20 protein-coding genes and 1 tRNA gene are annotated in these 22,885 nt (G+C 71.6%); 6 read left to right on the top strand and 15 right to left on the bottom strand.

Features of this window, described 5'->3' with window-relative positions:
* Nucleotides 1-142 precede the first annotated feature (142 nt).
* Nucleotides 143-559, top strand: coding sequence for a Fur family transcriptional regulator (locus ACFY4A_RS08670; RefSeq protein WP_390828678.1), 417 nt, complete (start codon nucleotides 143-145; stop codon nucleotides 557-559).
* A gap of 150 nt (nucleotides 560-709) precedes the next feature.
* Here the strand turns inward: ACFY4A_RS08670 and ACFY4A_RS08665 are convergent.
* From ACFY4A_RS08665 to ACFY4A_RS08655, 3 genes are all read right to left on the bottom strand, one after another.
* Nucleotides 710-783: transfer RNA gene (locus ACFY4A_RS08665), tRNA-Met, on the bottom strand.
* A 73-nt stretch (nucleotides 784-856) separates the two neighbouring features.
* Nucleotides 857-2,668 (bottom strand): tetratricopeptide repeat protein, encoded by a 1,812-nt coding sequence (locus ACFY4A_RS08660; protein ID WP_390828677.1) that lies wholly within the window; start codon nucleotides 2,666-2,668, stop codon nucleotides 857-859.
* A 218-nt stretch (nucleotides 2,669-2,886) separates the two neighbouring features.
* The gene (locus ACFY4A_RS08655) at nucleotides 2,887-5,892 is read right to left on the bottom strand and encodes a UPF0182 family protein (protein WP_390828676.1); all 3,006 of its coding nucleotides are present in this window, start codon (nucleotides 5,890-5,892) and stop codon (nucleotides 2,887-2,889) included.
* A gap of 155 nt (nucleotides 5,893-6,047) precedes the next feature.
* Here ACFY4A_RS08655 and ACFY4A_RS08650 point away from each other — a divergent pair, with 155 nt between their 5' ends.
* A complete protein-coding gene (locus tag ACFY4A_RS08650) occupies nucleotides 6,048-6,590 on the top strand; it encodes a PPA1309 family protein (protein ID WP_390828675.1) in 543 nt (180 codons plus the stop codon).
* Between the two features lie 47 nt (nucleotides 6,591-6,637).
* On the opposite strand, the gene ACFY4A_RS08645 is transcribed toward ACFY4A_RS08650, so the two are convergent.
* The 3 genes from ACFY4A_RS08645 to ACFY4A_RS08635 form a co-directional block, all read right to left on the bottom strand.
* Nucleotides 6,638-7,735 (bottom strand): PDZ domain-containing protein, encoded by a 1,098-nt coding sequence (locus tag ACFY4A_RS08645; RefSeq protein ID WP_390828674.1) that lies wholly within the window; start codon nucleotides 7,733-7,735, stop codon nucleotides 6,638-6,640.
* Nucleotides 7,736-8,177: 442 nt separating this feature from the next.
* On the bottom strand, nucleotides 8,178-8,636 hold the full coding sequence (locus ACFY4A_RS08640) for a molybdenum cofactor biosynthesis protein MoaE (RefSeq protein WP_390828673.1): 459 nt from the start codon (nucleotides 8,634-8,636) through the stop codon (nucleotides 8,178-8,180).
* Nucleotides 8,637-8,790: 154 nt separating this feature from the next.
* Complete coding sequence (locus ACFY4A_RS08635) at nucleotides 8,791-9,900, bottom strand: SDR family oxidoreductase (RefSeq protein WP_390828672.1); 1,110 nt, start codon at nucleotides 9,898-9,900, stop codon at nucleotides 8,791-8,793.
* Nucleotides 9,901-10,093: 193 nt separating this feature from the next.
* Here ACFY4A_RS08635 and ACFY4A_RS08630 point away from each other — a divergent pair, with 193 nt between their 5' ends.
* Together ACFY4A_RS08630 and ACFY4A_RS08625 are read left to right on the top strand one after the other, a co-directional pair.
* On the top strand, nucleotides 10,094-11,533 hold the full coding sequence (locus ACFY4A_RS08630) for a zinc-dependent metalloprotease (RefSeq protein ID WP_390828671.1): 1,440 nt from the start codon (nucleotides 10,094-10,096) through the stop codon (nucleotides 11,531-11,533).
* On the top strand, nucleotides 11,530-12,045 hold the full coding sequence (locus ACFY4A_RS08625; protein WP_390828670.1) for an NUDIX hydrolase: 516 nt from the start codon (nucleotides 11,530-11,532) through the stop codon (nucleotides 12,043-12,045). The genes ACFY4A_RS08630 and ACFY4A_RS08625 overlap by 4 nt, the downstream gene beginning before the upstream one ends.
* A gap of 52 nt (nucleotides 12,046-12,097) precedes the next feature.
* On the opposite strand, the gene ACFY4A_RS08620 is transcribed toward ACFY4A_RS08625, so the two are convergent.
* The 4 genes from ACFY4A_RS08620 to ACFY4A_RS08605 all read right to left on the bottom strand — a co-directional run bounded on the left by ACFY4A_RS08620 (nucleotide 12,098) and on the right by ACFY4A_RS08605 (nucleotide 15,964).
* Nucleotides 12,098-12,853 (bottom strand): AIM24 family protein, encoded by a 756-nt coding sequence (locus ACFY4A_RS08620; RefSeq protein WP_390828669.1) that lies wholly within the window; start codon nucleotides 12,851-12,853, stop codon nucleotides 12,098-12,100.
* Nucleotides 12,854-12,869: 16 nt separating this feature from the next.
* Complete coding sequence (locus ACFY4A_RS08615; RefSeq protein WP_390828668.1) at nucleotides 12,870-13,550, bottom strand: AIM24 family protein; 681 nt, start codon at nucleotides 13,548-13,550, stop codon at nucleotides 12,870-12,872.
* Between the two features lie 11 nt (nucleotides 13,551-13,561).
* On the bottom strand, nucleotides 13,562-15,232 hold the full coding sequence (locus tag ACFY4A_RS08610; protein WP_390828667.1) for a TerD family protein: 1,671 nt from the start codon (nucleotides 15,230-15,232) through the stop codon (nucleotides 13,562-13,564).
* Nucleotides 15,233-15,367: 135 nt separating this feature from the next.
* Entirely contained in the window at nucleotides 15,368-15,964 is a 597-nt protein-coding gene (locus ACFY4A_RS08605) for a M48 family metallopeptidase (protein ID WP_390828666.1), read from the bottom strand.
* Between the two features lie 261 nt (nucleotides 15,965-16,225).
* On the opposite strand from ACFY4A_RS08605, the gene ACFY4A_RS08600 reads away from it, so the two are divergent.
* Both ACFY4A_RS08600 and ACFY4A_RS08595 read left to right on the top strand, forming a co-directional pair.
* Complete coding sequence (locus ACFY4A_RS08600) at nucleotides 16,226-17,440, top strand: TOMM precursor leader peptide-binding protein (protein ID WP_390828665.1); 1,215 nt, start codon at nucleotides 16,226-16,228, stop codon at nucleotides 17,438-17,440.
* Nucleotides 17,433-18,812, top strand: coding sequence for an ABC1 kinase family protein (locus ACFY4A_RS08595; RefSeq protein ID WP_390828664.1), 1,380 nt, complete (start codon nucleotides 17,433-17,435; stop codon nucleotides 18,810-18,812). The genes ACFY4A_RS08600 and ACFY4A_RS08595 overlap by 8 nt, the downstream gene beginning before the upstream one ends.
* Before the next feature lie 13 nt (nucleotides 18,813-18,825).
* On the opposite strand, the gene ACFY4A_RS08590 is transcribed toward ACFY4A_RS08595, so the two are convergent.
* From ACFY4A_RS08590 to ACFY4A_RS08570, 5 genes are all read right to left on the bottom strand, one after another.
* A complete protein-coding gene (locus ACFY4A_RS08590; protein WP_390828767.1) occupies nucleotides 18,826-19,080 on the bottom strand; it encodes a hypothetical protein in 255 nt (84 codons plus the stop codon).
* 146 nt (nucleotides 19,081-19,226) lie between these two features.
* Nucleotides 19,227-19,550, bottom strand: a complete 324-nt coding sequence (locus tag ACFY4A_RS08585; protein WP_361414421.1) for a hypothetical protein — start codon at nucleotides 19,548-19,550, stop codon at nucleotides 19,227-19,229.
* Nucleotides 19,547-19,915: a WhiB family transcriptional regulator gene (locus tag ACFY4A_RS08580; protein ID WP_028420407.1), complete on the bottom strand. Its 369-nt coding sequence runs from the start codon at nucleotides 19,913-19,915 to the stop codon at nucleotides 19,547-19,549. The genes ACFY4A_RS08585 and ACFY4A_RS08580 overlap by 4 nt, the downstream gene beginning before the upstream one ends.
* Nucleotides 19,916-20,089: 174 nt before the next feature.
* Complete coding sequence (locus ACFY4A_RS08575; protein ID WP_390828663.1) at nucleotides 20,090-20,410, bottom strand: hypothetical protein; 321 nt, start codon at nucleotides 20,408-20,410, stop codon at nucleotides 20,090-20,092.
* A 165-nt stretch (nucleotides 20,411-20,575) separates the two neighbouring features.
* Nucleotides 20,576-22,783: an ATP-dependent DNA helicase UvrD2 gene (locus ACFY4A_RS08570; RefSeq protein WP_390828662.1), complete on the bottom strand. Its 2,208-nt coding sequence runs from the start codon at nucleotides 22,781-22,783 to the stop codon at nucleotides 20,576-20,578.
* Between the last annotated feature and the right edge of the window lie 102 nt (nucleotides 22,784-22,885).

Raw genomic sequence — 22,885 nt, 5'->3', positions numbered from 1 at the left:
TCGCCTCCTGGGTCATTTCCGTCGTGCCTGTCACTTGGCCAAAGCCAGCCTCGATCCTACAATGGACTTAGTCCAAGTCAAGGAAGACTCCAAAATCACACTGGTTCGGAATCTATTTCCCCTTGCTGTTAGGCTGGTCGGTATGAGTGACCTTCTGGAACGGCTGCGCGGACGCGGATGGCGGATGACCGCGCAGCGGCGCGTGGTGGCCGAGGTCCTCGACGGCGAACACGTCCATCTGACGGCCGACGAGGTCCACGCCCGGGCTGTCGCCAAGCTGCCCGAGATCTCCCGGGCGACCGTGTACAACACGCTGGGCGAGCTGGTCTCCCTCGGCGAGGTCCTGGAAGTCGCCACGGACAGGCGCGCCAAGCGGTACGACCCCAACGCGCACCGGCCGCACCACCACCTGGTCTGCGCCGGCTGCGGCGCGATCCGGGACGTCCACCCGAGCGGCAACCCGCTGGCCGACCTGCCCGACTCGGAGCGCTTCGGCTTCACGGTCTCGGACGTGGAGGTCACCTACCGCGGCCTCTGTCCGAACTGCGCGGCGGCCTGACAGCCCCACTCGCACACCCGCGAAGGAAAGGCCCCCGGCACCTCGACGGTGCCGGGGGCCTTTCGCGATCCGCCGTTCGCGAGCCTTCGTGAGTGGGCCGTAAACACCGAGGGCCGGAATCCTGATCGGATTCCAGCCCTCGGCCTTCAGTAGCGGGGACAGGATTTGAACCTGCGACCTCTGGGTTATGAGCCCAGCGAGCTACCGAGCTGCTCCACCCCGCGTCGGTGAATGCAACATTACGTGAACGGCGGACCGAGAAGCAAATCGCTTACGGGGACGACGGCGGGACCCGCGTCACGCCGACAGCTCCTCGCGCAGCGCGTCCCGCAGTCGAGCGGCCCGCTGGGCGACCTCCGCCGGTCCCAGCGCCACGGCCCGGTCGGCCCACCCCTGCCCCTCGGCCAGCTCGCCGCGACGCGCGTGCACCAGGGCGAGCCGCAGCGCCGCCCGCCCGTGCCCGGCGTCGGCCGCCCGCGCCCACCACACGGCCGCCTCCGGCTCACTGCCCTCCCGGGCGAGGAGCAGACCCAGGTTGAACGCGCCGTTGCGGGACCCGGACTCCGCCGCCTTCCGGTACCACCGCGCCGCCTCGACCACGTCCCCGCGGGCCGCGGCCAGCATCCCGACCCGCACCTGCGCGCGCCGGTGCCCCTGGCCGGCCGCCCGCTCGTACCACTCCTCGCACTCGGTCTTCTCCTGGATCGCCGGCTCCCCGAGCCCGTGCGCGGGCGCCGGCGGCCGCCGGGCGTCGAGCACGGTGGCCAGCCGGTACGCGGCCTCCGCGCTCCCGCCGCCGGCCGCGCACCGCAGATGCCGCTCGGCCTCCCGCTCGTCGCCCGCGCGCAGCCGGGCGATCCCCACCTGCAACGCGGCCTCCGTGTGCCCGGCCGCCGCCGCCCGCTCGTACCACCGCAGGGCCTGGGCGTCCAGGTCCCGACCGGCGTACAGGATTCCCAGGTTGAACGCGGCGTCGACGCTCCCGGCCTCCGCCGCCTTGGAGAACCACGGCTCGGCCCCGCCGGTGTCGCCGCCCTGCAACAGCAGGACGGCCAGCGCGTTCGACGCCTCCCGGTGCCCGGCGTAGGCCGCGCGCCGGTACCACTGCTCGGCCTGCGCGGTGCGTCCCTGCTCGGCGCAGAGCAGCCCGAGGTTGTAGGCGCCGTTGATGTCGCCCGCGTCCATCGCCGCCCGGTACCACCGCTCGGCGGTCTGCGTCTCGCCCCGCTCGGCGTGCAGCGCGCCCAGCGCGTTCGCCGCGTTGCCGTCGCCGTCCTGCGCGGCTCTCAGCCACCACAGGGCGGCGCTCTCGGCGTCACCGGCGTCCCGCAGCAGGAAACCGAGCGCGCAGGCGGCCCTGGCCTCGCCGTCCTTGGCAGAGGTCAGGTACCAGCGGCCGGCCTCCTTGAGGTCGCCGCGCTTCTCCAGGATGGCGCCGAGGTGCAGGGCGGCCCGCCGGTGCCCGCGCGCGGCGGCCTGGCGGTACCACTGCTCGGCCTCCGCCATCAGCCCGCCACCGTCGGCCCGCCGGTCCAGTGCCCGCGCCAGCCGGTACTCCGCCTCCCGGTGGCCCCGCTCGGCGGCGACCCGCATCCAGCGCTCGGCCCCGGCGTCGCCGCGGTGCTCCAGCAGGTCGGCGAGGGCGTAGGCGCCGAGGACGTGCCCCTGCTCGGCCGACTGGCGCAGCCAGTACTCGGCGGCGGGCTCGTCGCCGCGCTCGCGGTGGTGCCGTCCGAGCGCGTGCGCGGCCGGCGCGGATCCGGCGACGGCGGCGATACGCCACCACCCGGCGGCCTCGTCGGCGTATCCGCGCTGGTGGAGCAGGACTCCCAGGTTGTTGGCCGCGGCACGGTCGCCGCCCGCGGTGGCGGAGCGCAGATGGGGTTCGGCTCGGTCGAGATCGCCGCGGCGCAGCAGCATGGCCCCGAGGACGCTCATGGCCTCGACGTCGCCCGCCTCGGCGGCGAGGCGGCGGCGCGCCAGCTCGGCGGTCTCGTCGGTGGCCGCCACGGACTCGTCCCGCGTCTCGCCTCCGGTCTCATCGGAGCCGGAAGTCTGCACAAATCGCCCCGTCTCGAACAGAGTTGCCTTGTCCCCCATAACGTCCATCGTCGCACCACCTGCAACCCGGGTACATCTGTAATACCCCAGCCAGTGAGGTCACTTCAGCGTTTTGTCGACATGCCCACAGAGAGACAAGTCAAACACAGATCGCCCAACTCCCCACGGCGGCACGGCCGCAGGGCGCATCGACACATGCGTTCGCACACGCCGAAGGGCCCGGATCCGCAGCTGCGGATCCGGGCCCTTCGGCTCGGCGGGAGCGATCAGCCCCCGCTCGGGCTACCGCTCGGACTGCTGTCCGGTGCCGGACTGGCGCTCGCGCTCGGGCTCGCGCCGCCCTTGCCGTCGCCGTTCTCGCCGCTGCCGCCGGCCTTCTCCGCCTGCGCGTCCTCGGCCTGCTTCAGCGCGTCCTGGAGGTCCTTCTGCGCCTGGCCGTACGCCTGCCAGTCGCCGTTCTTCAGGGCGGTCTGACCGTCGTCGAAGGCCTTCTGGGCGTCCTTCAACGCCTCCTGGACCGTCGGGTTGTTCGACGGCGGCGGGTTGGTCTCACCGCTGCCGGTGCCACCGCCGCCGGTGTCGGAGCCTGGTGGCGGAGTGGCCGAACCCTCCGCGCCGAAGACCTTGTCGAGTGCCTTGTCGAGCGTGTCCTCGAACGCGGTGTTGCCGCCGTACGTCACCAGGACCTTGCGCAGCAAGGGGTACTTGAGGCCGCCGCCGCGCAGGTAGACCGGCTCCACGTAGAGCAGCCCGCCGTCGAGCGGCACCGTCAGCAGGTTGCCGTACTCGACCTCCGAGTCGCCGCCCTTCAGCAGCCGGATGGACTCGGCGATGGAGGGTTCGGAGTTGAACTGGCTCTGCACCCGCTTCGGTCCGTCGATCGTCTTGCCCGTGGGCAGCTTCAGGATGCTGATCTTGCCGTAGTCGCTCGTGTTCGCGTCGGCGTTGACCGTCATGAACGCGCTCAGGTTGTCACGGCCGTTCGGCGTCATCGTCGTCGTCAGCGAGAACGTCTGGGACGACTCACCGGGCATCTTGAGGCTCAGGTAGTACGGCGGCACCGCGTCGCCCGACTTGTTGGTCGGGTCGTTGGGGATCTGCCACACCTCACTGCCGCTGAGGAAGGTCTGCGCGTCCGTGACGTGGTAGCGCGTGAGCAGCTCGCGCTGCACCTTGAACAGGTCCTGGGGATACCGGATGTGGGACATCAGCTCCGGGGAGATGTCCTTCTTCGGCTCGACCGTGCCCGGGAACGCCTTCATCCAGGTCTTCAGGACCGGGTCCTTGGTGTCCCACTGGTACAGCTTGACCTCGCCCGTGTAGGCGTCGACGGTCGCCTTGACCGAGTTGCGGATGTAGTTGACCTGGTTCTGCTGGGCCACCACCCGCTGGTTGTTGGCGGCGGTCAGCGAGTCCAGCGTCGTGTCACCGAGGGTGGTGCGCGAGGAGTACGGGTAGCCGTTGGTGGTCGTGTAGGCGTCGACGATCCACTGGACGCGCCCGTCGACCACCGCCGGATACGAGACCCCGTCGATCGTCAGCCACGGGGCGACCGCCTCGACGCGCTGCTTGGGCGTGCGGTTGTACAGGATGCGCGAGCCGTCGCCGATCGCGCCGGAGTACAGGATCTGCGGCTCGCTGAACGCCATCGCGTACGCGGCCCGGTTGAGGGGGTTGGAGAGGCTGACCCCGCTGCTCCCCTTGTAGCTCGTGGTCTTCTCACCGCTGTCGTCGGAGTAGTCGATCTCCTTCTGGGGACCGCCGACGATGGAGTAGGTGGTGGTCTTCTCGCCGTAGTAGATCCGCTGCTCGTACCTCGGGAGGTCGCCCGTGGACGGCAGGTTGTACTCGGTGAACACCGGGCGGCCCTCGGAGTCGGCCTCGGTGCCCTTGGCCGCGACCACGCCGTAGCCGTGGGTGTAGCGGAAGTGGTCGTTGATCCAGTTGTTCTTCGGGATTCCGGCGAGGTTCAGCTCGCGCAGACCGATGACCGTGTCCTGGACCTTGCCGTCCTCGGTCTTGTACCGGTCGACGGCCAGGTTCGACGGGAAGCCGTAGTAGTTGCGCACCTGCTGGAGCTGCTCGAACGTCGGCGAGACCATGTTGGGGTCCATCAGCCGGTAACTGGCCGCGTCGGCGGCGGCGTCCCGCAGCTTCGCCTTGTCCTGGGTGCTGCTCGTGCCCGCGTAGTCGGTGACCTTGGAGTCGTCGATCCCGTACGCCTCACGGGTCGCCTTGAGGTTCTTCTGGACGTACGGGGCTTCCTTGGCCTGCTCGTTGGGCTCGACCTGGAACTTCTGCACGATCGCCGGGTACAGGCCGCCGATGAGTACGGCCGAGAGCACCATCAGGCCGAACCCGATGACCGGCAGCTGCCAGGTGCGCCGCCACAGGGTGGCGAAGAACAGCAGCGCGCAGATGACGGCGATGCAGAACAGGATCGTCTTGGCCGGCAGATAGGCGTTGGCGTCGACGTACCTCAGGCCCGTCCAGTTGCCGGTCGCCTTGAAGTCGCTCGCCTTCACCGCCAGTCCGTACCGGTCGAGCCAGTAGGCCACCGCCTTCAGCGTCACGAAGACGCCGAGGAGCACCGACAGGTGCCCGGTCGCCGCGCCCGTGGCACGCGCGCCGGGGCTGGTGACACGCAGCCCGCCGTACAGGTAGTGGGTGAGCACCGCGGCGATCAGGGACAGGATCGTGGCGGCGAAGCCGAAGCCCAGCAGGAAGCGGTACCAGGGCAGGTCGAAGGCGTAGAAGGAGACGTCCAGGTGGAACTGCGGGTCCTGCTTGCCGAACGGCACGCCGTTGACCCACATCAGCCAGGTCCGCCACTCGCTCGCGGCGGAGGCACCGGCGATCAGCCCTACCAGCGCCGTGATGCCGCACAGCAGCCACTTCTTGTACGGCGCGATGCTCATCCGGTAGCGGTCCAGGCTCTGCTGCTCCATCGACATGGCGCTCAGCGGCGGCCGCAGCCGGTGCGCCAGCCAGATGTTCAGCCCGACCGCGGCCGCCATCAGCAGGCCGAAGACGAAGAACAGTCCGATCTTGGTCCACAGGGTGGTGGTGAACACGGACGAGTAGTGCACCGACCGGTACCACAGCCAGTCCGTCCAGAAGCCCGCGAACATGGCGAAGGCCATGCCGAGGACGGCGAGGACGCCCAGTGTCATGAGCAGGGTCCTGGCACGCCGGGACGGACGGCCCACTCTCATCCGCGGCCCTGTCGGGCCTCCGCCGCGGTCCGGCATCTGGAAAGCCAAGGTGTGCACCTCGAAAGTCGCTGTTGGTTCGGTTTCGTTGCGTCAGGCCCCCGAGTCCGTGGACCGTACGGTGGGCCCCCGGATTCGTGGGCCCACACCTATGCAACTTACTCACCGTTTACTCGGTTCCCGATTCCGCCCAGGAACGAGGCAGGATTGTGACCATGTCCAACACTCCCATGGCAGCGAACCCGCTCACCCGGGCGGTACTCGAGATCGACGAGTACGCCTCCGGCCTCGGCTGGGACCAGCCCGCTCGCCTCTTCGCCCTCGTAGACACCGCGCGGCTGCGGGCCGAGGAACCCGCTCTCGCGGCCCAGCTCGGCCTGGAGGACGAGCAGGAGACCTCCGGTCTCACCCCGGTCGAGCAGGACGAGGTCCCGGCCGACCGGCCTCTCGACGACTTCCTCGCCACCATCGCCTGGCCCGCGGCGGTGGCCGGCTGCGCGCTGACCGTGGAGCGCCTGATGCTGCCCCCGTCCGCCGAATCGCAGGTCCCGCAGGGACTGGACGGGGCGAAGCTGGCGAAGTGGGTGGCCGGCCACCCCGAGCGCCAGGAGGTCCGCATGACGGTCGCGGTCCTGCGCGACGGCGCCCGGGAGTCGGCCCTGCGCCTGCGCGAGAAGGATTCCGCCACGGAGGTCCTCACGGGCGCCGACCTGGTGCCGGGGCTGGCCGAGGCCCTGGCCGCGACCTTCGAGGACTGAGCTCCGCCCCCTTCGGTACCCGTCCGACACGGCCGGGGTGCTGCCCGTCAGCCCTTGGCCGTGCACTTCGGCAGATCGGCGGTCCTGCCGCCGCGGATGTCCTTCAGGGCGGTGAGCGCGTCGCCGATCGTGTGCACCTTGACGAGGGTGAGCCCCGAGGGGGTGTCCTTGGCGGCGGCGGCGCAGTTCTCGGCGGGGGTGAGGAAGAACTGGGCACCCCTGCTGCGCGCGCCGACGGTCTTCATCTCGATCCCGCCGATCGGGCCGACCTTGCCGTCGTCGTCTATCGTCCCGGTGCCGGCCACGAACTTCCCGCCGGTCAGGCTGCCCGGCGTGAGCTTGTCGTAGATGCCGAGCGCGAACATCAGCCCCGCGCTCGGGCCACCGACGTCGGCGAGCTTGATGTTGATCTCGAACGGGAACGTGTGATCGGTCCCGGCGGAGATCCCGACGATGGCCCGCTTGGCCCCGGTGTCGGCGGACTGCGTGGTGGTGATGGTGACGTCCTTGGTGACGGTCGCCGTCTTGTGCTGCTTCTCGGCGGCGGCCTGCTCCTTGGCCGGCACGATCGTGAAGACCACGTCCTGCCCGGGCTCGTGCCTGGTGACCAGCTTGGCGACGTCGGAGGGCTGCTTGACCGCCGTGCCGTCGACGGCCCTGATGACGTCGCCCGCGTGCAGCTTGCCCTGCGCCGGGGTGTCCTTGACGACCGTGGAGACGATCACCCAGGACCGCACCGGGATGCGAAGTGCCTTCAGGGCGGCGACCTTGGCGCTCTCCTGGGACAGGGTGAACTCCTCGGCGTTCTCCTGGGTCGACTGCTCCTCCGTCTTGCCGTCGGGATAGAGCGTGTCGTGCGGGACGATCTTGCTGTCGTGTGACAGCCAGCCGTAGACGGCCTCGACGAGGTTCATGTGGTAGTCGGCGCTGGTGACCCGGACGGTGGTCATGTTGAGGTGGCCGTCCGCCGGGTAGGTCTTGCGGCCGGAGATCTGCAGCACCGGCTCGCCGCCGTGGTCGCCCAGGGTGTTGACCGTCGGCCCCGGTGACATCTCCGAATAGGGCACGGGGAAGAGGACTCCCGCGCACAGGAGCGCGATCATCATCAGGGTGGAGGCGAGCATCGTCGCCGTGCGGCGTGGCATGACTCGACAGTACGGGACGGTTCTGTCAGCGCACCGTCAGGGCGGGACGCTCACGTACCGGAGTGGGACCTCTCCATGGCCTCACGGAAACGGGCGTAACCGTCCAGCTCGGGACCGTCGCCGCGCGTCCTGCGGGTCCGGTTCGCCCAGCTCCCCCACAGTCCGGCGCCTATCGCAGCCATAAACGGAATCAGCAACCAGGCGAGCGCCGCCATGCCGACCTCCCAACCCCAATTGAGCGACCGCAACTGACTGATCAGCAGATTAACCATCCGCACTGACAACGCTCACGCCAGGGGTTCGGTTACGCAACCGGAGCTGCGGCAATGGGGGCGAAGCGCTGTGCGCCGGGCCTCCCGCCCGTCGACGACGCTCCTGATCGATACAGCGCTCGTGATCGATACAGCGCTCCTGATCAATACGGCGCTCGTGATCAATACGTCTAGGCGCCGACCCATTCCTCGGTGCCGTCCGAGAACCTCTGGTGCTTCCAGATCGGCACCTCGTGCTTGAGGTCGTCGATCAGCTTCCGGCAGGCCTCGAAGGCCTCGCCCCGGTGCGGACACGACACCCCGACCACGACCGCGAGGTCCCCCACCTTCAGGTCGCCCACGCGGTGCACGGCCGCCAGCGCCCGGACCGGGTACCCGGCGGCGACCTTCTCGGCGACCCGGCGCATCTCCGCCTCCGCGCTGGGATGACAGGAGTACCCGAGCGCGTCGACACCGGCGCCCCCGTCATGGTTCCGCACGGTCCCGACGAACAGCGCGGTCCCGCCGGCGGCGTCGTCCCCGAGCGCCTCGAACACCTCGTCCAGGGAAAGGGGGGTCTGCCTGACGCCGATCAGCTTGATGGGGTCCTCGGCGGCGTACTCGCCCGGATGATCGTTGGTGGCTGCCATGCGTCCATCGTGCCGCACACGCGGAAGGACGGGGAATAGCACGATCACCCGGCACGCGCGCGTGCGCGTTCGGAGTCTCGTACAGGGACTGCCTCGTAGAGGGCCCACCTCGTACAGGAGACGGCCGCGCCCGAAGAGCCCCGTGGCCCGCCTCTCAGCGCCGGCGCGCCTTCCGGGCCCGCCGCACCACCGCCGCCGCGCCCAGCAGCGCCACCGTCGCCCCGGCCGCGCCCGCCGCCGTCGCGTCCTTGCGGCCCAGGCGCCGCCCGGCGACCGTGTGCCGCCCGGACACCTCCTCCAGCAGCGCCGCGAGGACCTCCTCGTTGGTCCACCGCGGCCGCCATCCGGCGTCGTGCAGCCGGCTGCCGCTCACCACCCACGGGTACATCGTGTACGCCAGGTCCCCCGCCGGAGACGGCGTGAGCCCGATCCGGTGCAGCCGGGCCGCCGCCCCCAGCGCGACCGCCGACGGCAGCTCCATCCGGCGGATCCCGCTGAGCTCCTCGACCTCCTCCTGCTCCAGCCACCCGTCGCACCCGACGGCCAGCTCCCCGTCGACCTTCTCCAGCACGGCGTACTCCAGGGCGCTGCAGAGGTCCTCCACGTGGCAGAACTGCCACGCGGGCCGCGACCCGGCCACGACCAGCAGTCGCGGCGATTCGAAGTACCTGGTCAGCGCGGTGTCCGTGCCGCCGACCAGCACCGCGGGCCGGACCACTGAGACGTTCAGCCCGGGGTGCGCCCGCGGAGCGCGCCGCGCCAGCCGCTCGATTTCCAGCAGGTCCCCGACCCCGGTCGCCTCGGCGGTCGCCCGCAGCTCCGCGTCCTCCGACAGCGGCAGCTCGTTGTCCGGCAGCGCCCCGTAGACCATCGCGGAGGTGCACAGCACCACGCGGTGCACCCCGGCCGCGGCCGCCGCGGTCAGCACGGTCTGCGTCCCCCGGACGTTGTACGCCGTCCGGGCGGCGGAATCGGTCTCCAGGTCGAGGTCGAGCGCCAGGTGCACCACGACGTCCGCGCCGCGCAGCTTCTCCGCGATCGCCGGATCCCGCACGTCGAGGATGTGCCACTGCGCCGCCGCGCACTCCCCGCGCCGCTCGTCGATGGCGACGACCTGCCCGACCTCGGCGGACTCGGCCAGCCGCTCGGTGAGCAGCGCGCCGACCCCGCGCGCGGCTCCGGTGACCGCGACGACGGGCCCGCGCACGGCGGGAGTGCTCTCGTGGTTTCGCGCTGCGCGAACCTGTGGATCTGGGGAACTCACCGGGCGTCTCCAGCGGTTGTCGTCACATACGGGCGCGAATGACGCGTACGTACCAGGTGGCATCCATCCTGCCGCAGGCGTTCTGTCGGCGAAGCACCGAGGCCCGAACCGCTCACGGTGTCTACGCTGGGTGGTGTTGTCGGGCAGCCGCGCCGCCGGAGAGAACCGGTGGCCTTACCAGCCGAGGAACCCCGTGAGTGACACCCCATTCGGATTCGGCCTTCCGCCGGAGGAGCCGGACGACGGCGACGAGGGCAAGAAGAAGGACCAGCAGAGCGGCGGTGAGCAGGGACCGGCCAACCCGTTCGGTTTCGGACTGCCCGGAGCCGGGGGCTTTGGCGGGCCCGGCGCCGACAATCCGCTCGCAGCCATGTTCGGTTCGCTGAACCCCACCGACCTGGGCGCGGCGTTCCAGCAGCTCGGCCAGATGCTCTCCTACGAGGGCGGCCCGGTGAACTGGGACATGGCCAAGCAGATCGCCCGCCAGACGGTCTCCCAGGGCACCTCGGACGGCACCAAGGACGCCAGCGTCGGCCCCGCCGAGCGCAACGCGGTCCAGGACGCCGTCCGGCTCGCCGACCTGTGGCTGGACGATGTGACGTCCCTGCCGTCCGGCGCCGGCTCCTCGGTGGCGTGGTCCCGCGCCGAGTGGGTCGAGGCCACCCTGCCGGCGTGGCAGGAGCTCGTCGACCCGGTCGCCGAGCGGGTCGGCACCGCCATGGGCGACGTGCTGCCGGAGGAGATGCAGGCCATGGCCGGCCCGCTCATCGGCATGATGCGCTCCATGGGCGGCGCCATGTTCGGCACGCAGATCGGCCAGGCCGTCGGCGTGCTGGCCGGCGAGGTCGTCGGCTCGACCGACATCGGTCTGCCGCTCGGCCCGGCCGGCAAGGCCGCGCTGCTGCCGGTGAACATCGAGGCGTTCGGCAAGGACCTGGGCGTGCCCAAGGAGGAGGTGCGGCTGTACCTCGCCCTGCGCGAGGCCGCCCACCAGCGCCTGTTCTCGCACGTGCCGTGGCTGCGCTCGCACCTGTTCGGCGCGGTCGACGGGTACGCGCGCGGCATCAAGGTCGACACCGCCAAGCTGGAGGACGTGGTCGGCCAGTTCGACCCGCAGAACCCCGAGCAGCTGCAGGACGCCCTCCAGCAGGGCATGTTCCAGCCGGAGGACACCCCGGAGCAGAAGGCCGCCCTGGCCCGCCTGGAGACCGCTCTGGCCCTCGTCGAGGGCTGGGTGGACGCCGTGGTGCACGCGGCGGCCAAGCCCCGTCTGTCGTCCGCCGACGCGCTGCGCGAGACGCTGCGCCGCCGCCGGGCCTCGGGCGGCCCGGCCGAGCAGACGTTCGCCACGCTGATCGGCCTGGAGCTGCGCCCGCGCCGGCTGCGGGACGCCTCCCGGCTGTGGGCCTCGCTCACCGACGCGCGCGGGGTGGAGGGCCGCGACGGCCTGTGGGCGCACCCGGACATGCTGCCCACCGCCGCCGACCTGGACGACCCGGACGGCTTCGTGCACCGCGAGCAGTTGGACTTCTCCGAGCTGGACAGGATGCTCGGCGAGGCGGCGGGCGGTTCCGCGCCGAAGCCGGACCTGCGCAAGAAGGACGAGGACGACAAGGGCGACGACGCCGAGTGAGCCTCCACGACGACGCGGTCCTCGTCCTGCGGGAGTACGGGGGCCAGGAGGAACTGCGCCCGCTCTACCTGGAGCACCTGCGGACGCATCCGGACGGCATGTGGAAGGCCTGCGCGGACGGGCACATCACAGCGAGCGCCCTGGTGATCGACGCGGAGCGCGGCCGGGTGCTGCTGACCCTCCACAGGAAGATGCGCATGTGGCTTCAGATGGGCGGCCACTGCGAGCCGGAGGACGCCACGCTGGCGGACGCCGCCCTGCGCGAGGCGACCGAGGAGTCGGGCATCGAGGGGCTGACCCTGCTGCCCGGCGGTCCCGTCCGCCTCGACCGCCACCACACGCCGTGCGCCTGGCACCTCGACGTCCAGTACGCCGCGCTCGCGCCGAGCGGGGCGGTGGCGGCCATCAGCGACGAGTCCCTGGACCTGCGCTGGTTCGCCTACGACGACGTGCCGGACGTGGCGGACAAGTCGGTCGTCCTCCTGCTGGAGGCGACGCGCGCCAGGCTCTGACCGTGCGAGGGGCGACCGCCGGTGGTGGCCGTCCCTCGCCGGCGGCCTCGGCTCAGCCCCAGACGTTCCCCTGGTTCTGCCCCCGCGCCCCCTGCTGTCCCATGCCGAACTGCGCGGCGAGACCCTGCCCGATCACCGCGTTCTGCGGCGGCAGCAGCTCGCTGGGCTGGACGAGCGCGTAGCCGCTGCCCATGAAGCTGAGCTCCCAGCCCTCGCCGGTGTTGCCGCGGCGCCGCCACACCCCGCTGGAGTGCGTCTGGGCCTGCATCTGCACGCGCAGTCCGGTGGACCAGGCGACGATCGCGTCGGCGTCGCAGTTGACGTACTTGTCCGGTGTGACCTGCATCGACAACGGCGCGCCCGAGGTCATCAGGGCGACCCTGCCGTGGCCGGTGATGTTCAGCTGGTACTTCCCCGAGCCGGAGATGCCGTACGTGCTGTCGACGGCGACGGCCTCGTGGTGCAGCGAGGAGTCCATCGCCAGCACATAGCTGCTGTCGACCGTCAGACCTTCCTGTTCGACGTCCACGATGTGCACGTACTGGGCGAGGTTGGCGAGGTAGACCGTGCCCTGTCCGTGGCAGCGCATCAGGTCCAGGCCCTCGCCGGTGTACGCGCGCGTACGTGCCTGGTTGCCGCTCTGGTACTCGGCGTCGAACTCGATCATGCCCTGGTAGGCGACCATCGTGCCCTTGCGGGCGAGGATGTCGTCGTGGCCCTCCAGGGTGACGCGCAGCATCTGCTCGTTCTGCAGGCTCCAGCGCTCCTGGGTCTGGGCTTCGTTGAAGGCGAAAAGCGGGCTCTGCATGGTCTCCTGACTCCCCTCAGCCGCGCATCCGCAGGCGGTCGGTGCTGTCCTCGCTGGGCTGTACGACGACGATGCCCTGACCGGAGAAGGCCATCTGGTAGGCCTCGCCGCTGCCCCGGCCGATCAGGGACTGCGCCCTGAAGCTGCGCTTGCCCTTCACCTTCAGGTTCGGCGACCAGGCGACGAGCGCGTCCGGGTCGACGTAGGTCTCGTTCTCGCCGTCGCCGCAGTCGACGACGATCGGCTCGCCCCGGGAGGTCAGCGCCACCCAGCCCTGTCCGGAGATCCTGGTGTTCCACAGGCCCTGCCCGGCGAACTTCGCCAGCCCCTTGACCCGCTCGACGCCCCAGCTCAGGCCGGCGTCGAAGGCCAGCAGGTTGGTGGCGTTGACGGAGATCGCGTCACCGCCCAGGTTGATGACGACGACGTTGGCTCCGTAGTCGGCGAGGTAGAGCAGTCCGTCGCCGGAGCACTTCATCAGCGGGGCGCCCTCGCCGGTGACCCAGTCGCGCGCGATCTGGCGCACGGCCGACGGGTTGGGCTCGTACTGGATGAAGCCTTCGTAGGCGACCATCGACCCCACGCGCGCGAAGAGGTCGTTCCCGGTCTGCATGGCGACCTTCAGCATGTGGCTGCCGTGGTTCTCCATGCGGGCGGTGACGGGTGCGGGGGCGTAGCCCGCGAGCGGCTGGTTCATGACGGGCTCCCTCAGACCTCGTAGGGCTGGACGACGACGAAATTGCCGGGGGCGGCGCGGAACTGGAGGTTGACGCCCTCTCCGGTGTCGCCCGGATAGGCGTTGCGGCGCATCCGCACCTGGCTGGAGACGATCACCTGGGCGGCGGCCGACCAGGCGACCACGGCGTTGGAGTCGACGAACGTCGTCGGCGTCACGGGCAGGACGACCGGTGTGCCGTGCGTCTTGACGACGATCGTGCCGGTGCCCTGGAACTGCATGGTGAACAGGGCACCGCCGGGGATGCCGTGTCCCTCGACGCGGCGGACCTCGTACTCCAGGCTCTCGTCGAAGGCGAGGACGCTCTCGGCGGAGACGCAGATCGCGTCGCCCTGGAGCTCGACCGGGTGCAGATGGTCGGAGTTCTCGGCGAAGAACGCCTGGCCCTGGCCGGTGCAGCGCATCAGCTGCATCTCCTGGCCCGTGGCGTTGCCCGTGATCCGGCCCGCGAAGCCGGCGCCCTTGTAGGTGAAGTCGACCTTGCCCTGGTAGAGCACCATGCTGCCCTGCCGGGCCAGCACGGGCCGGCCTCCTTCGGTGCCGAGGTCGGCGCGGATCAGCTTGCTGTTCTGCAAGGTCCAGCGCCGGCCGGTGGGCGCCTCCTTGTACAGGTTCAGCGCGGCGGACACCCCGGCGGCCCGGGGAGCGGCCTGCGGCGTTCCGTAGGGCGCGGGCTGACCGGGGACCTGGCCGAACGGCGGCTGGTGTCCGTAGCCGGGGGGCGGGGCCAGCGGTGCCTGGTACTGGGCGGGCGGCGGGGGCGGAGTCTGGCCGAGCGCCTGGCCGTACGGCGGCTGCCCGTGGGGCGCGGGCGCCGGGGCGGGCGGCGGGACCGGGCCGCCGGGCGGGGTCAGGGGGGCGATGATGGTCGGCGCCGCGTGCACCGAGGGCGCGGGCCCCGGCGCCGGGGGCGGCGAGGTGGCTCCCGGGGGCGGCGCGAAACCGTGCGCCGCGGGCGGCGACACGGGGGCGGCCGGGGCCGGAGCGGGTGCGGCCGGTGCGGCCGTCCCGGAGGGGACGGAGAACCCCGGGGGCGCGGTGGCCTGGGCGGGCGGGGCGAAGCCCGGAGCGGAACCGGGCTGTGGGTCCTGGCCCGCGGCGGGGTCTTCCTCCTCTTCCAGGACCTCGCCGCCGAAGTTCTTCAGCAGCGCCTCGAGGCCTCCGTCGAAGCCCTGGCCGACGGCCGCGAACCGCCACACGTCCTTGAGGTAGAAGTCGCCCAGCATCACGGCCCGTTCGGTGGAGAACTCCGAGCCGTCGAACGCGTACCGGGCCACTTCCTCGCCGCCCGCCACGATGCGCAGGTACCCGGAGTCGATCTGCGACATCTGCCCGGCGCCGTCGATGGCGGCCGTGAACGACAGCTTCCGGATGTGCGGCGGGATCTTCTCCAGGGTGACCCGGAAGGACTCCGTGTCGCCTGCCTGTGCGCCCAGCAGATGGATGGCCTCCTCGGGGGACTTCGGCTGGTTGAAGAAGACGAAGTACCGGTCGTCCGAGAGGCGTTCGTCGGCGTCCAGACCGAAACAGCTGATGTCGACGGTCAGTCCGGGGGCCGAGATCTGCACGCCTACGTACAGATCCGTACCCGCCGTCAGATCACTGATCCTGGCCTTGTGGCCGCGCTGGAATTCCCTGGGCATGCGCAACGACCGTCCCCCGTCCCGAGTGCGAGTGCGTCGCGCCAGGCTAACGGCAAACTCCGGCACCGGACGAAGTCGGTACAGACCCGGTACACAAACACAGTCCGGCGGTACCGGACGCCCCCGGCGGCTCCGTCACTCGCCGCGTGTTCCCGGCGGATGCGGCAGCCGCGCGGCCGCGGCCACCCCTTCCAGGTAGCCCCGGGCCCGCTCGGTGCGCGGGTACGCCTCCAGCAGCCGCCAGAAGTCGGGGCCGTGTCCCGGGACGAGCAGATGGGCCAGCTCGTGCAGCAGCACGTAGTCGACGACGTACTCCGGCATCCCCTGAAGACGGTGGGAGAGACGGATGCTGCCCTCCGCCGGAGTGCACGAGCCCCAGCGCGTGTTCTGGTTGGCGACCCAGCGGACAGAGGCGGGCCGGGCGCGGCCGTCGAAGAACTGGGCTGACAGCCGCTCGGCGCGTTCGGCCAGCTCCGTGTCGCCGGGCGCCCGCCGGGTCTCCTGGGCGGCCAGCTTGTCGAGCATGACGGTCACCCAGCGCCGCTCCTCCGCCTCGGACATCCGGGCGGGGATGAGCACGACGGTGCGACCGCCCTCGCGGTACGCAGAGACCGTCCGGCGGCGCCGGGCGCTCCTGCGGACCTCGATCTCGCTCGCCGCGGCGCCGTCCGGCGGCCGGCTCGTCTTGCCGCGCTGTGGCGTTCCGGCACGGTGCAGTGGGTCGGCGGACACGCCCCGACGTTACCGGGTGCGGGGACGAGAAGTCCCGGGCCCGGAACGGTTGCGCGCCGATCACCCCGCCGAGGATCCGATCCGGCCCAGGGGCCGATTCGTACGACGAGTGCCCACCGCCTGTGGACAACTTCCGGCACCCGCCGTCCGGGCTGGGCATCCTGGCACTCGTCGGCGGCGGCTCGGACCGGCTCCACCGGCAGACGAGGACGTTTCGGCACTTTCCTTCTCCGGTTCCTTCTCCGGGCTACGGGGGCTCGCATGCATCCGATGGTGAAACCCGCGCTCAGGCGCGGCTGGCGTGATCTCGGCACCGTGCAGTTCGGGATGACTCCCGCGCACGCGATGACCCTGGGTCCGCTGGACACCGCGACGGGCAGTTTCCTGGACCTGCTCAACGGCACGCGCGGGCTGCCGCTGTTGCGGGAGGAGGCGCGCCGCATGGATCTGCCCGACGGCCATGTCGACCGCCTGGTGGAGCGGCTGGCCCAGGCCGGGCTCCTGGAGGACGCCCGGGGCGGCGGCGCGGCGGCCGACGCGCTGCGGGAGCGGAAGGAGGCCATGGACCGGCTGGGGCCCGATCTCGCCTCCCTCTCCCTGACGACGCGCGAACCGGGCGAGGCGATGGGGCGCCTCGCCGCCCGACGAGAGGCGCGGGTGCAGGTCAAAGGCGCGGGCCGGGTGGGTGCCGTCCTGGCCGCGCTGCTGTCCGGGGCGGGGGTCGGCGAGGTCGACGTGGGCGACGGCGGCTGCGTGGAGCCGTGGGACGTCGCGCCGGGCGGGCTGTCCGCCGGGGCCGTCGGCGAGCGCCGGGACATCGCGGCGCGGCGGGCCGTGCGCGCGGCGGCCCCGGACCGTCCGGCCCGCCGCACCCCCCGGACGCCGTCCGAGCGGGAGGAGCGGGGATTCTCCCTGGTGGTCCTCGCCCCGAGGGACGACATCGCCGTGCACGCGCCCGACCCGTCCGCTGCCGCCGCCCTGATCGAGTCCGGCACCCCTCATCTGTACGCCGGGGTGGTGGAGGGCACGGGCGTCGTGGGTCCGCTCGTCCTGCCCGGCGAGACCGGCTGCGCCGGCTGTCTGCACCGGGGGCGCACGGACCGGGACGGGACCTGGCCGCGTCTGGTGGCGCAGTGGCGCTCGGGCAGACCCCGTCATGTACGTCCGTGTGATCTGGCTCTCGCCGCGACCGTGGCGGCCCTGTCGGCCGCGCACGCACTCGCCTTCCTGGACGGGGAGTCGCCCTCCAGTGCGGGCGCCCGCTGGGAGGTGTCCCTGCCCGGCCTGAACTGGCGCGCCCGACCGGTGTGGCCGCATCCGTCCTGTCCGTGCGGCGCGGCCGGGAAAGCCGAGGGGGAGCAGGCCTCAAAGAACGGGGAGGCACGCGCGACAATGGCTGGGCAACGGCCGTCATCGACGCCCTGCCGCCGGGCAGAGGCGGCGCGGCTTGCTGGGACTTGGAGGACGCATGTCTGATCTTCCCCGGAAGGCGGTCACCCGGACCGCCAAGCTCGCCGCGCTCCCGCTCGGTTTCGCCGGGAGAGCGACCTGGGGACTCGGCAAACGGATCGTCGGCGAGTCCGCCGATCTCGTCGGCCGTGAGCTGCAGCAACGCACAGCCGACCAGTTGTTCAAGGTGCTCGGCGAGCTCAAGGGTGGCGCGATGAAGTTCGGGCAGGCGCTGTCCGTCTTCGAGTCGGCGCTGCCCGAGGAGGTCGCCGGCCCCTACCGGGTCGCGCTGACCAAGCTCCAGGAGGCGGCGCCGCCGATGCCGACGCGCACGGTGCACTCCGTACTGGAGGAGCGGCTCGGCACGCACTGGCGCGAACTGTTCGAGGAGTTCGAGGACAAGCCGTCCGCGGCGGCCTCGATCGGGCAGGTGCACCGGGCGGTGTGGCACGACGGCCGCGAGGTCGCGGTCAAGGTGCAGTACCCCGGCGCCGGCGAGGCCCTCGTATCCGACCTGACCCAATTGAGCAGGTTCGCCCGTCTTCTGGGGCCGCTGGTTCCCGGCGTGGACATCAAGCCGCTGATCGCCGAGCTCAAGGACCGCGTCTCCGAGGAGCTGGACTACGGCCTGGAGGCGCAGGCCCAGCAGGCTCACGCCGAGGAGTTCGCCGACGACCCGGACGTCCTGGTCCCGGCGGTGGTCCACCAGCGCGACCAGGTCCTGGTCACCGAGTGGATCGACGGTGTTCCGCTGTCCGAGGTGATCGCGGACGGCACCCAGGCCCAGCGCGACCGCGCCGGCCAGCTGCTGGCCCGCTTCCTGTTCTCCGGCCCGGCCCGCACCGGCCTGCTGCACGCCGACCCGCACCCCGGCAACTTCCGTCTCCTGCCCGGCGGCCCGGACGGCGAGGACGACTGGCGCCTGGGCGTGCTGGACTTCGGCACCGTCGACCGCCTTCCCGGCGGCCTGCCGACGCCCATCGGCGCATCCCTGCGCATGGCGCTGGACGGGCAGGCGGAAGCGGTCTACGAGATGCTCTGCGCGGAGGGCTTCGTGAAGGAGTCCATCGAGCTGGACCCGGACGCCGTCTTCGACTACCTCGTGCCGATCATCGAACCGGCCCTGGTGGAGGAGTTCACCTTCACCCGCGGCTGGATGCGCAGTCAGGCGGCCCGGATCGCCGACCCCCGTTCCCCCGCCTACCAGCTGGGCAAGCAGCTGAATCTGCCCCCGTCGTACCTGCTCATCCACCGGGTCACGCTCAGCACGATCGGTGTGCTGTGCCAGCTGGGGTCCACGGTGCGGCTGCGGGAGGAGCTGGAGGAGTGGCTGCCGGGTTTCGCCGCCCGTCCGGAAGGCGAGGAGCCGGACGACGAGCAGTCGGCCGCCGAGGCGTGAGCACGGAGGGGGACTACCACCAGGCGGAGTCCAGGCGCCCCTCGATCGAGCGGAGGTTCTCGCGGGAGCAGGCGTCGCAGAAGTAGCGCCGGTCGCCGTTCTCCACGGAGCAGGTCCAGGTGGGCGGCAGGCCCTCGGCCGAGGTGCCGCAGCGCGCGCACACCAGGGCGGGACACTCCGCGCTCGCGCCGCCGCGGTCCGTACCGTCATGCGCCGTGCCTGCGCGGGCCGCGCTCGCGTGGTTCCTGCTCCCAGGAAGACTCGTCACCCCGCGACCATACCGCCGGGCCGCGGATCGGCGGGAACAACGCACCGCGGGGGCCGGTCCGTGCGGACGGACCGGCCCCCGCGGGGAGAGTTCCGGCCTCCCGGGCCGGGAGGCCACCGCCAGGCGGTGTGGAACGGCGTTGTCGGTCAGTGCATCACTGCCATGGCGAGCGCGCGGCGGGCGCGCAGCGAGGCACGCTCGGCGCGACGCTGCATCCGGCGGGCGGCCGCCAGGCGCACGGCCTGGCGTTCCCTCTCCGCCTCGTGCAGCCGCTCGTGCATATGCGCACGGGCCAGCGCTTCTGGGATGAGTTGCATCTCTCGGTTCCTGTTCTGACGCGAGTCGTTCGCGCCGGTGGTGGTGACGTCTTCGGTCGCGGAGCCTGCGGGCTCGCTGGCGGACGGCTTCATCGGGGCCTGCTTCTGGGGGTCGTGCGTGAGGGGGCGGTCGATCGTTCCTGCGGTGTTCATGCCGTGACCGGGTTCTTCCGCGGGCGGCCACGCGGCCGCTTCCGGGCGACGACGACACCCTGGACGAACAGCTCGCCACCCCAGACGCCCCAGGGCTCGCGCCGCTCCTTGGCGCCGGCGAGGCAGGCCTCGATCAGCGGGCAGGTGCGGCAGAGGGACTTGGCGTACTCCACGTCCGCCGGCGACTCGGCGAAGAAGACCTCCGGGTCGTAGGAGCGGCACGGCACGGGCACGCCGAGGTTCTCGATGGCGTCGTCGAGCGCGGTGAGCGCGGTGAGCGGGGTCAAGGCGGGGTCCTCCGTGAGACCGGGCTTGGGGATCGTGTCGGAAGGCGGTACGGACGGGGCGTGCGCTTCGAGTTGCACGGTTCGTCTTCCTCGTCTGGTCGGGTCGGCCGGTCGGCCGGGTGTCGGCTGGCTACCGGGTTCTTCTCTTGTCCCGAGGCCCCTTCGCTCCGCCGTCCCCGTTCGGGGAAAACAGAAGGGCCGCGGATCCCGGATGGGGTTCCGCGGCCCTGAAGGCGCCGGCCTGATCGGCGATCAGGCTGGATCACTCCAGGGGTCTGGCCCACGGAAGGCCCACGTCAGGTGGTGCTGCTTCGTCTGCTCCCGGTTGCCGGCACCGGCCGCCTCAACGGCATAGGCCTGCGCCTGTGCCGCTACTGCTTCCAGTGCCTTGGTCGGTCGCTCGTCACGCTCACGGACAGGAAGACCCGCGAGGGACACAAAGGACGCCGGACGCACGGCAGCGATGCCGGACAGACCGGTGCCCTGGTTGAAGGCGCCGAGCATGCACAGGGAGACGACCGAGCGATCGGTCATTTTGGCGGTGCTGAAGGAGCTGCTCTTGATGCTGATCACTGGACTCGCCTCCTCTCGGCGTCTGGGGGGACTGGGGTGAGCCAGTCCGCACGGATATGCAAGTACAACACGGAACCGGGGCCTCAGGAAGGCCACCGTTCCCGTGACCAAGAACCTATGGGGACGGACGGCGGGTGCGCAAACTATTTTTTCGACGAGTTCCCATCAGTCTTCGGCCCCCTCTCCCCCGGGCTCCCGGCCTGCGCAGATCGCGAGAACATCCGATCCGTACCGGCGGAGCTTGCGCATCCCCACTCCGGGGATGTGCGCCAGTTCGCGCTCGTCGTCCGGGACGGCCTCGGCGATCGCCATCAACGTCTTGTCGGTGAAGACGCAGAAGGCGGGCTGCCCGCTGCGCCCCGCCTGGACCGCCCGCCACTCGCGCAGCCGCTCGTACAGGCCCTCGTCCATGTCGGAGGGGCAGCCCTCGCAGCGCATCAGCTTCATCTCGCCGGCGTCGGTGAGCGTGCGGCCGCAGACCCGGCACCGGGCCGGGGTGCGCTGCGTGCGCGGGGCGGGCGCTCCCCGCGTCCCCACGGCCGCGGTGAAGCCGCGCTCGACGCCCCCCGAGCCGCCGGGCGCGGTGCGGCCCGCGCTGCTGCCGGCCGAGCCGGGGCGCAGCCCGTCGAGGAAGCGGCTGGGACGGCGGCTGGGACGGCCGCCGGGCGAACGGGACAGCGACCAGGAGACGTGCAGCCGCTCGCGGGCGCGGGTGACGCCCACATACAGGAGGCGGCGTTCCTCCTCGATCTGTTCGTCTGTTCGGGCGTAGGTGATGGGGATCATGCCCTCGGCGACACCGACCAGGAAGACGACGTCCCACTCCAGGCCCTTGGCCGAGTGCAGGGAGGCGAGGGTGACGCCCTGGACCGTCGGGGCGTGCTGGGCGTTCGCCCGCTCGTCGAGTTCCGCCACGAGGTCGGTGAGCGTCGCGCCCTGCCGGGCGGCGGCGAAGTCCTGCGCGAGGTTCACCAGGGCGGCCAGCGACTCCCAGCGTTCCCTGACCGCGCCGGAGCCGGCCGGCGGCTGCGAGGCCCAGCCCTCCCCCGACAGCACGGCACGGACCTGTGAGGGCAGGTCGACGGCGTCGTCGAGGAGGGAGTCGTTGCCGCCGAAACGGGCGGCGGCGCGCAGCGCGACACTGGCCTTGCGCACCTCGGGCCGGTCGAAGAAGCGCTCCGCGCCGCGCAGCTGATAGGGCACGCCGACGTCGGCGAGGGCCTGCTCGTAGGTCTCGGACTGGGCGTTCGTCCGGAACAGGACGGCGATCTCGCTCGCCGGAACGCCGGAGGCGATGAGGTCGTGGATGCGGTGGGCGGCCCCCTCGGCCTCTGCGGGTTCGTCGGTGTACTCGGTGTAGGCGGGCTCAGGGCCGGGGGCGCGCTGGGAGACCAGTTCCAGCCGGTGGTCGGCGGCCCGGCCCCGGGCCTGGGCGAGCAGTCCGTTGGCGAGGTGGACGACCTGGGGGGTGGAGCGGTAGTCGCGGACCAGCTTGACGACGGTGGCGCCGGGATGACGGGTGCGGAAGTCGAGCAGATGGTCGGGGGTCGCTCCGGTGAAGGAGTAGATCGTCTGGCTGGCGTCACCGACGACGCACAGGCTGTCGCGGTCGCCCAGCCACAGCTCCAGCAGGCGCTGCTGGAGCGGGGAGACGTCCTGGTACTCGTCCACCACGAAGTGCTGGTACTGCGCGCGGACCTGTTCGGCGACGTCGGGCCGGTCCTGCAGGATGGCGACGGTCAGCAGCAGGACGTCCTCGAAGTCGATGACCGAGCGGTCCCGCTTGAGGTCCTCGTACACCGAGTACAGCTGGGCGATCTCGGCCGGATCGCGGGGGGCGGCGCGGCCGTCCTTCGCGGCCGCGAGGGCATAGTCGGCCGGGACGGTCTGGGTGACCTTGGACCACTCGATCTCGGCGGTGACGTCCCGCAGCTCGCCCCGGTCCAGGCGAATGCGGCAGGCGGCGGCCGCGTCCGCGACGAGCTGGATCTTGCGGTCGACGAGCCGGGGCATGGCGCCACCGATCGCTTTCGGCCAGAAGTACTGCAACTGCCGCAGGGCGGCGGAGTGGAAGGTGCGGGCCTGCACGCCGTGCGCGCCGAGCTGGCGCAGCCGGCCTCGCATCTCCCCCGCGGCACGGTTGGTGAAGGTGACGGCCAGCACGCTGGAGGGCTGGAGGACACCCGCGCGCACTCCGTAGGCGATGCGGTGGGTGATCGCCCGGGTCTTGCCCGTGCCGGCGCCCGCCAGGACGCACAGCGGCCCGTGCAGCGAGGTGGCCACCTCGCGCTGCTCGGGGTCGAGTCCGTCGAGCACCGCGTCGGCGGAGTCGGGGACACGAGGGAAGAGCGGGGAGTGCGTTGCTGCTGTCACACAGCCATGCTGCCAGGTCGCCGTGGGACCCATGAGCCGGTTGTCCACAGGGAGCCCCCGGCGGTCGTACTGATGCCGCGCGTCCCCCTGCCGCGCGTCAAC

Origin of the sequence: Streptomyces sp. NPDC001292 (assembly GCF_042896465.1) — a bacterium.
GTDB lineage: Bacteria > Actinomycetota > Actinomycetes > Streptomycetales > Streptomycetaceae > Streptomyces.
The sequence above is the reverse complement of the archived record's forward strand: the minus strand, read 5'-3'. Positions and strand labels throughout refer to the sequence as shown.

Bases quoted from the DNA above. Each gene is read 5' to 3' on its own strand.
- ACFY4A_RS08670 (WP_390828678.1), top strand. From the start codon at position 143: ATGAGTGACCTTCTGGAACGGCTGCGCGGACGCGGATGGCGGATGACC.
- ACFY4A_RS08660 (WP_390828677.1), bottom strand. From the start codon at position 2,668: ATGGACGTTATGGGGGACAAGGCAACTCTGTTCGAGACGGGGCGATTT.
- ACFY4A_RS08650 (WP_390828675.1), top strand. From the start codon at position 6,048: ATGTCCAACACTCCCATGGCAGCGAACCCGCTCACCCGGGCGGTACTC.
- ACFY4A_RS08645 (WP_390828674.1), bottom strand. From the start codon at position 7,735: ATGCCACGCCGCACGGCGACGATGCTCGCCTCCACCCTGATGATGATC.
- ACFY4A_RS08640 (WP_390828673.1), bottom strand. From the start codon at position 8,636: ATGGCAGCCACCAACGATCATCCGGGCGAGTACGCCGCCGAGGACCCC.
- ACFY4A_RS08620 (WP_390828669.1), bottom strand. From the start codon at position 12,853: ATGCAGAGCCCGCTTTTCGCCTTCAACGAAGCCCAGACCCAGGAGCGC.
- ACFY4A_RS08615 (WP_390828668.1), bottom strand. From the start codon at position 13,550: ATGAACCAGCCGCTCGCGGGCTACGCCCCCGCACCCGTCACCGCCCGC.
- ACFY4A_RS08610 (WP_390828667.1), bottom strand. From the start codon at position 15,232: ATGCCCAGGGAATTCCAGCGCGGCCACAAGGCCAGGATCAGTGATCTG.
- ACFY4A_RS08600 (WP_390828665.1), top strand. From the start codon at position 16,226: ATGCATCCGATGGTGAAACCCGCGCTCAGGCGCGGCTGGCGTGATCTC.
- ACFY4A_RS08595 (WP_390828664.1), top strand. From the start codon at position 17,433: ATGTCTGATCTTCCCCGGAAGGCGGTCACCCGGACCGCCAAGCTCGCC.
- ACFY4A_RS08585 (WP_361414421.1), bottom strand. From the start codon at position 19,550: ATGAACACCGCAGGAACGATCGACCGCCCCCTCACGCACGACCCCCAG.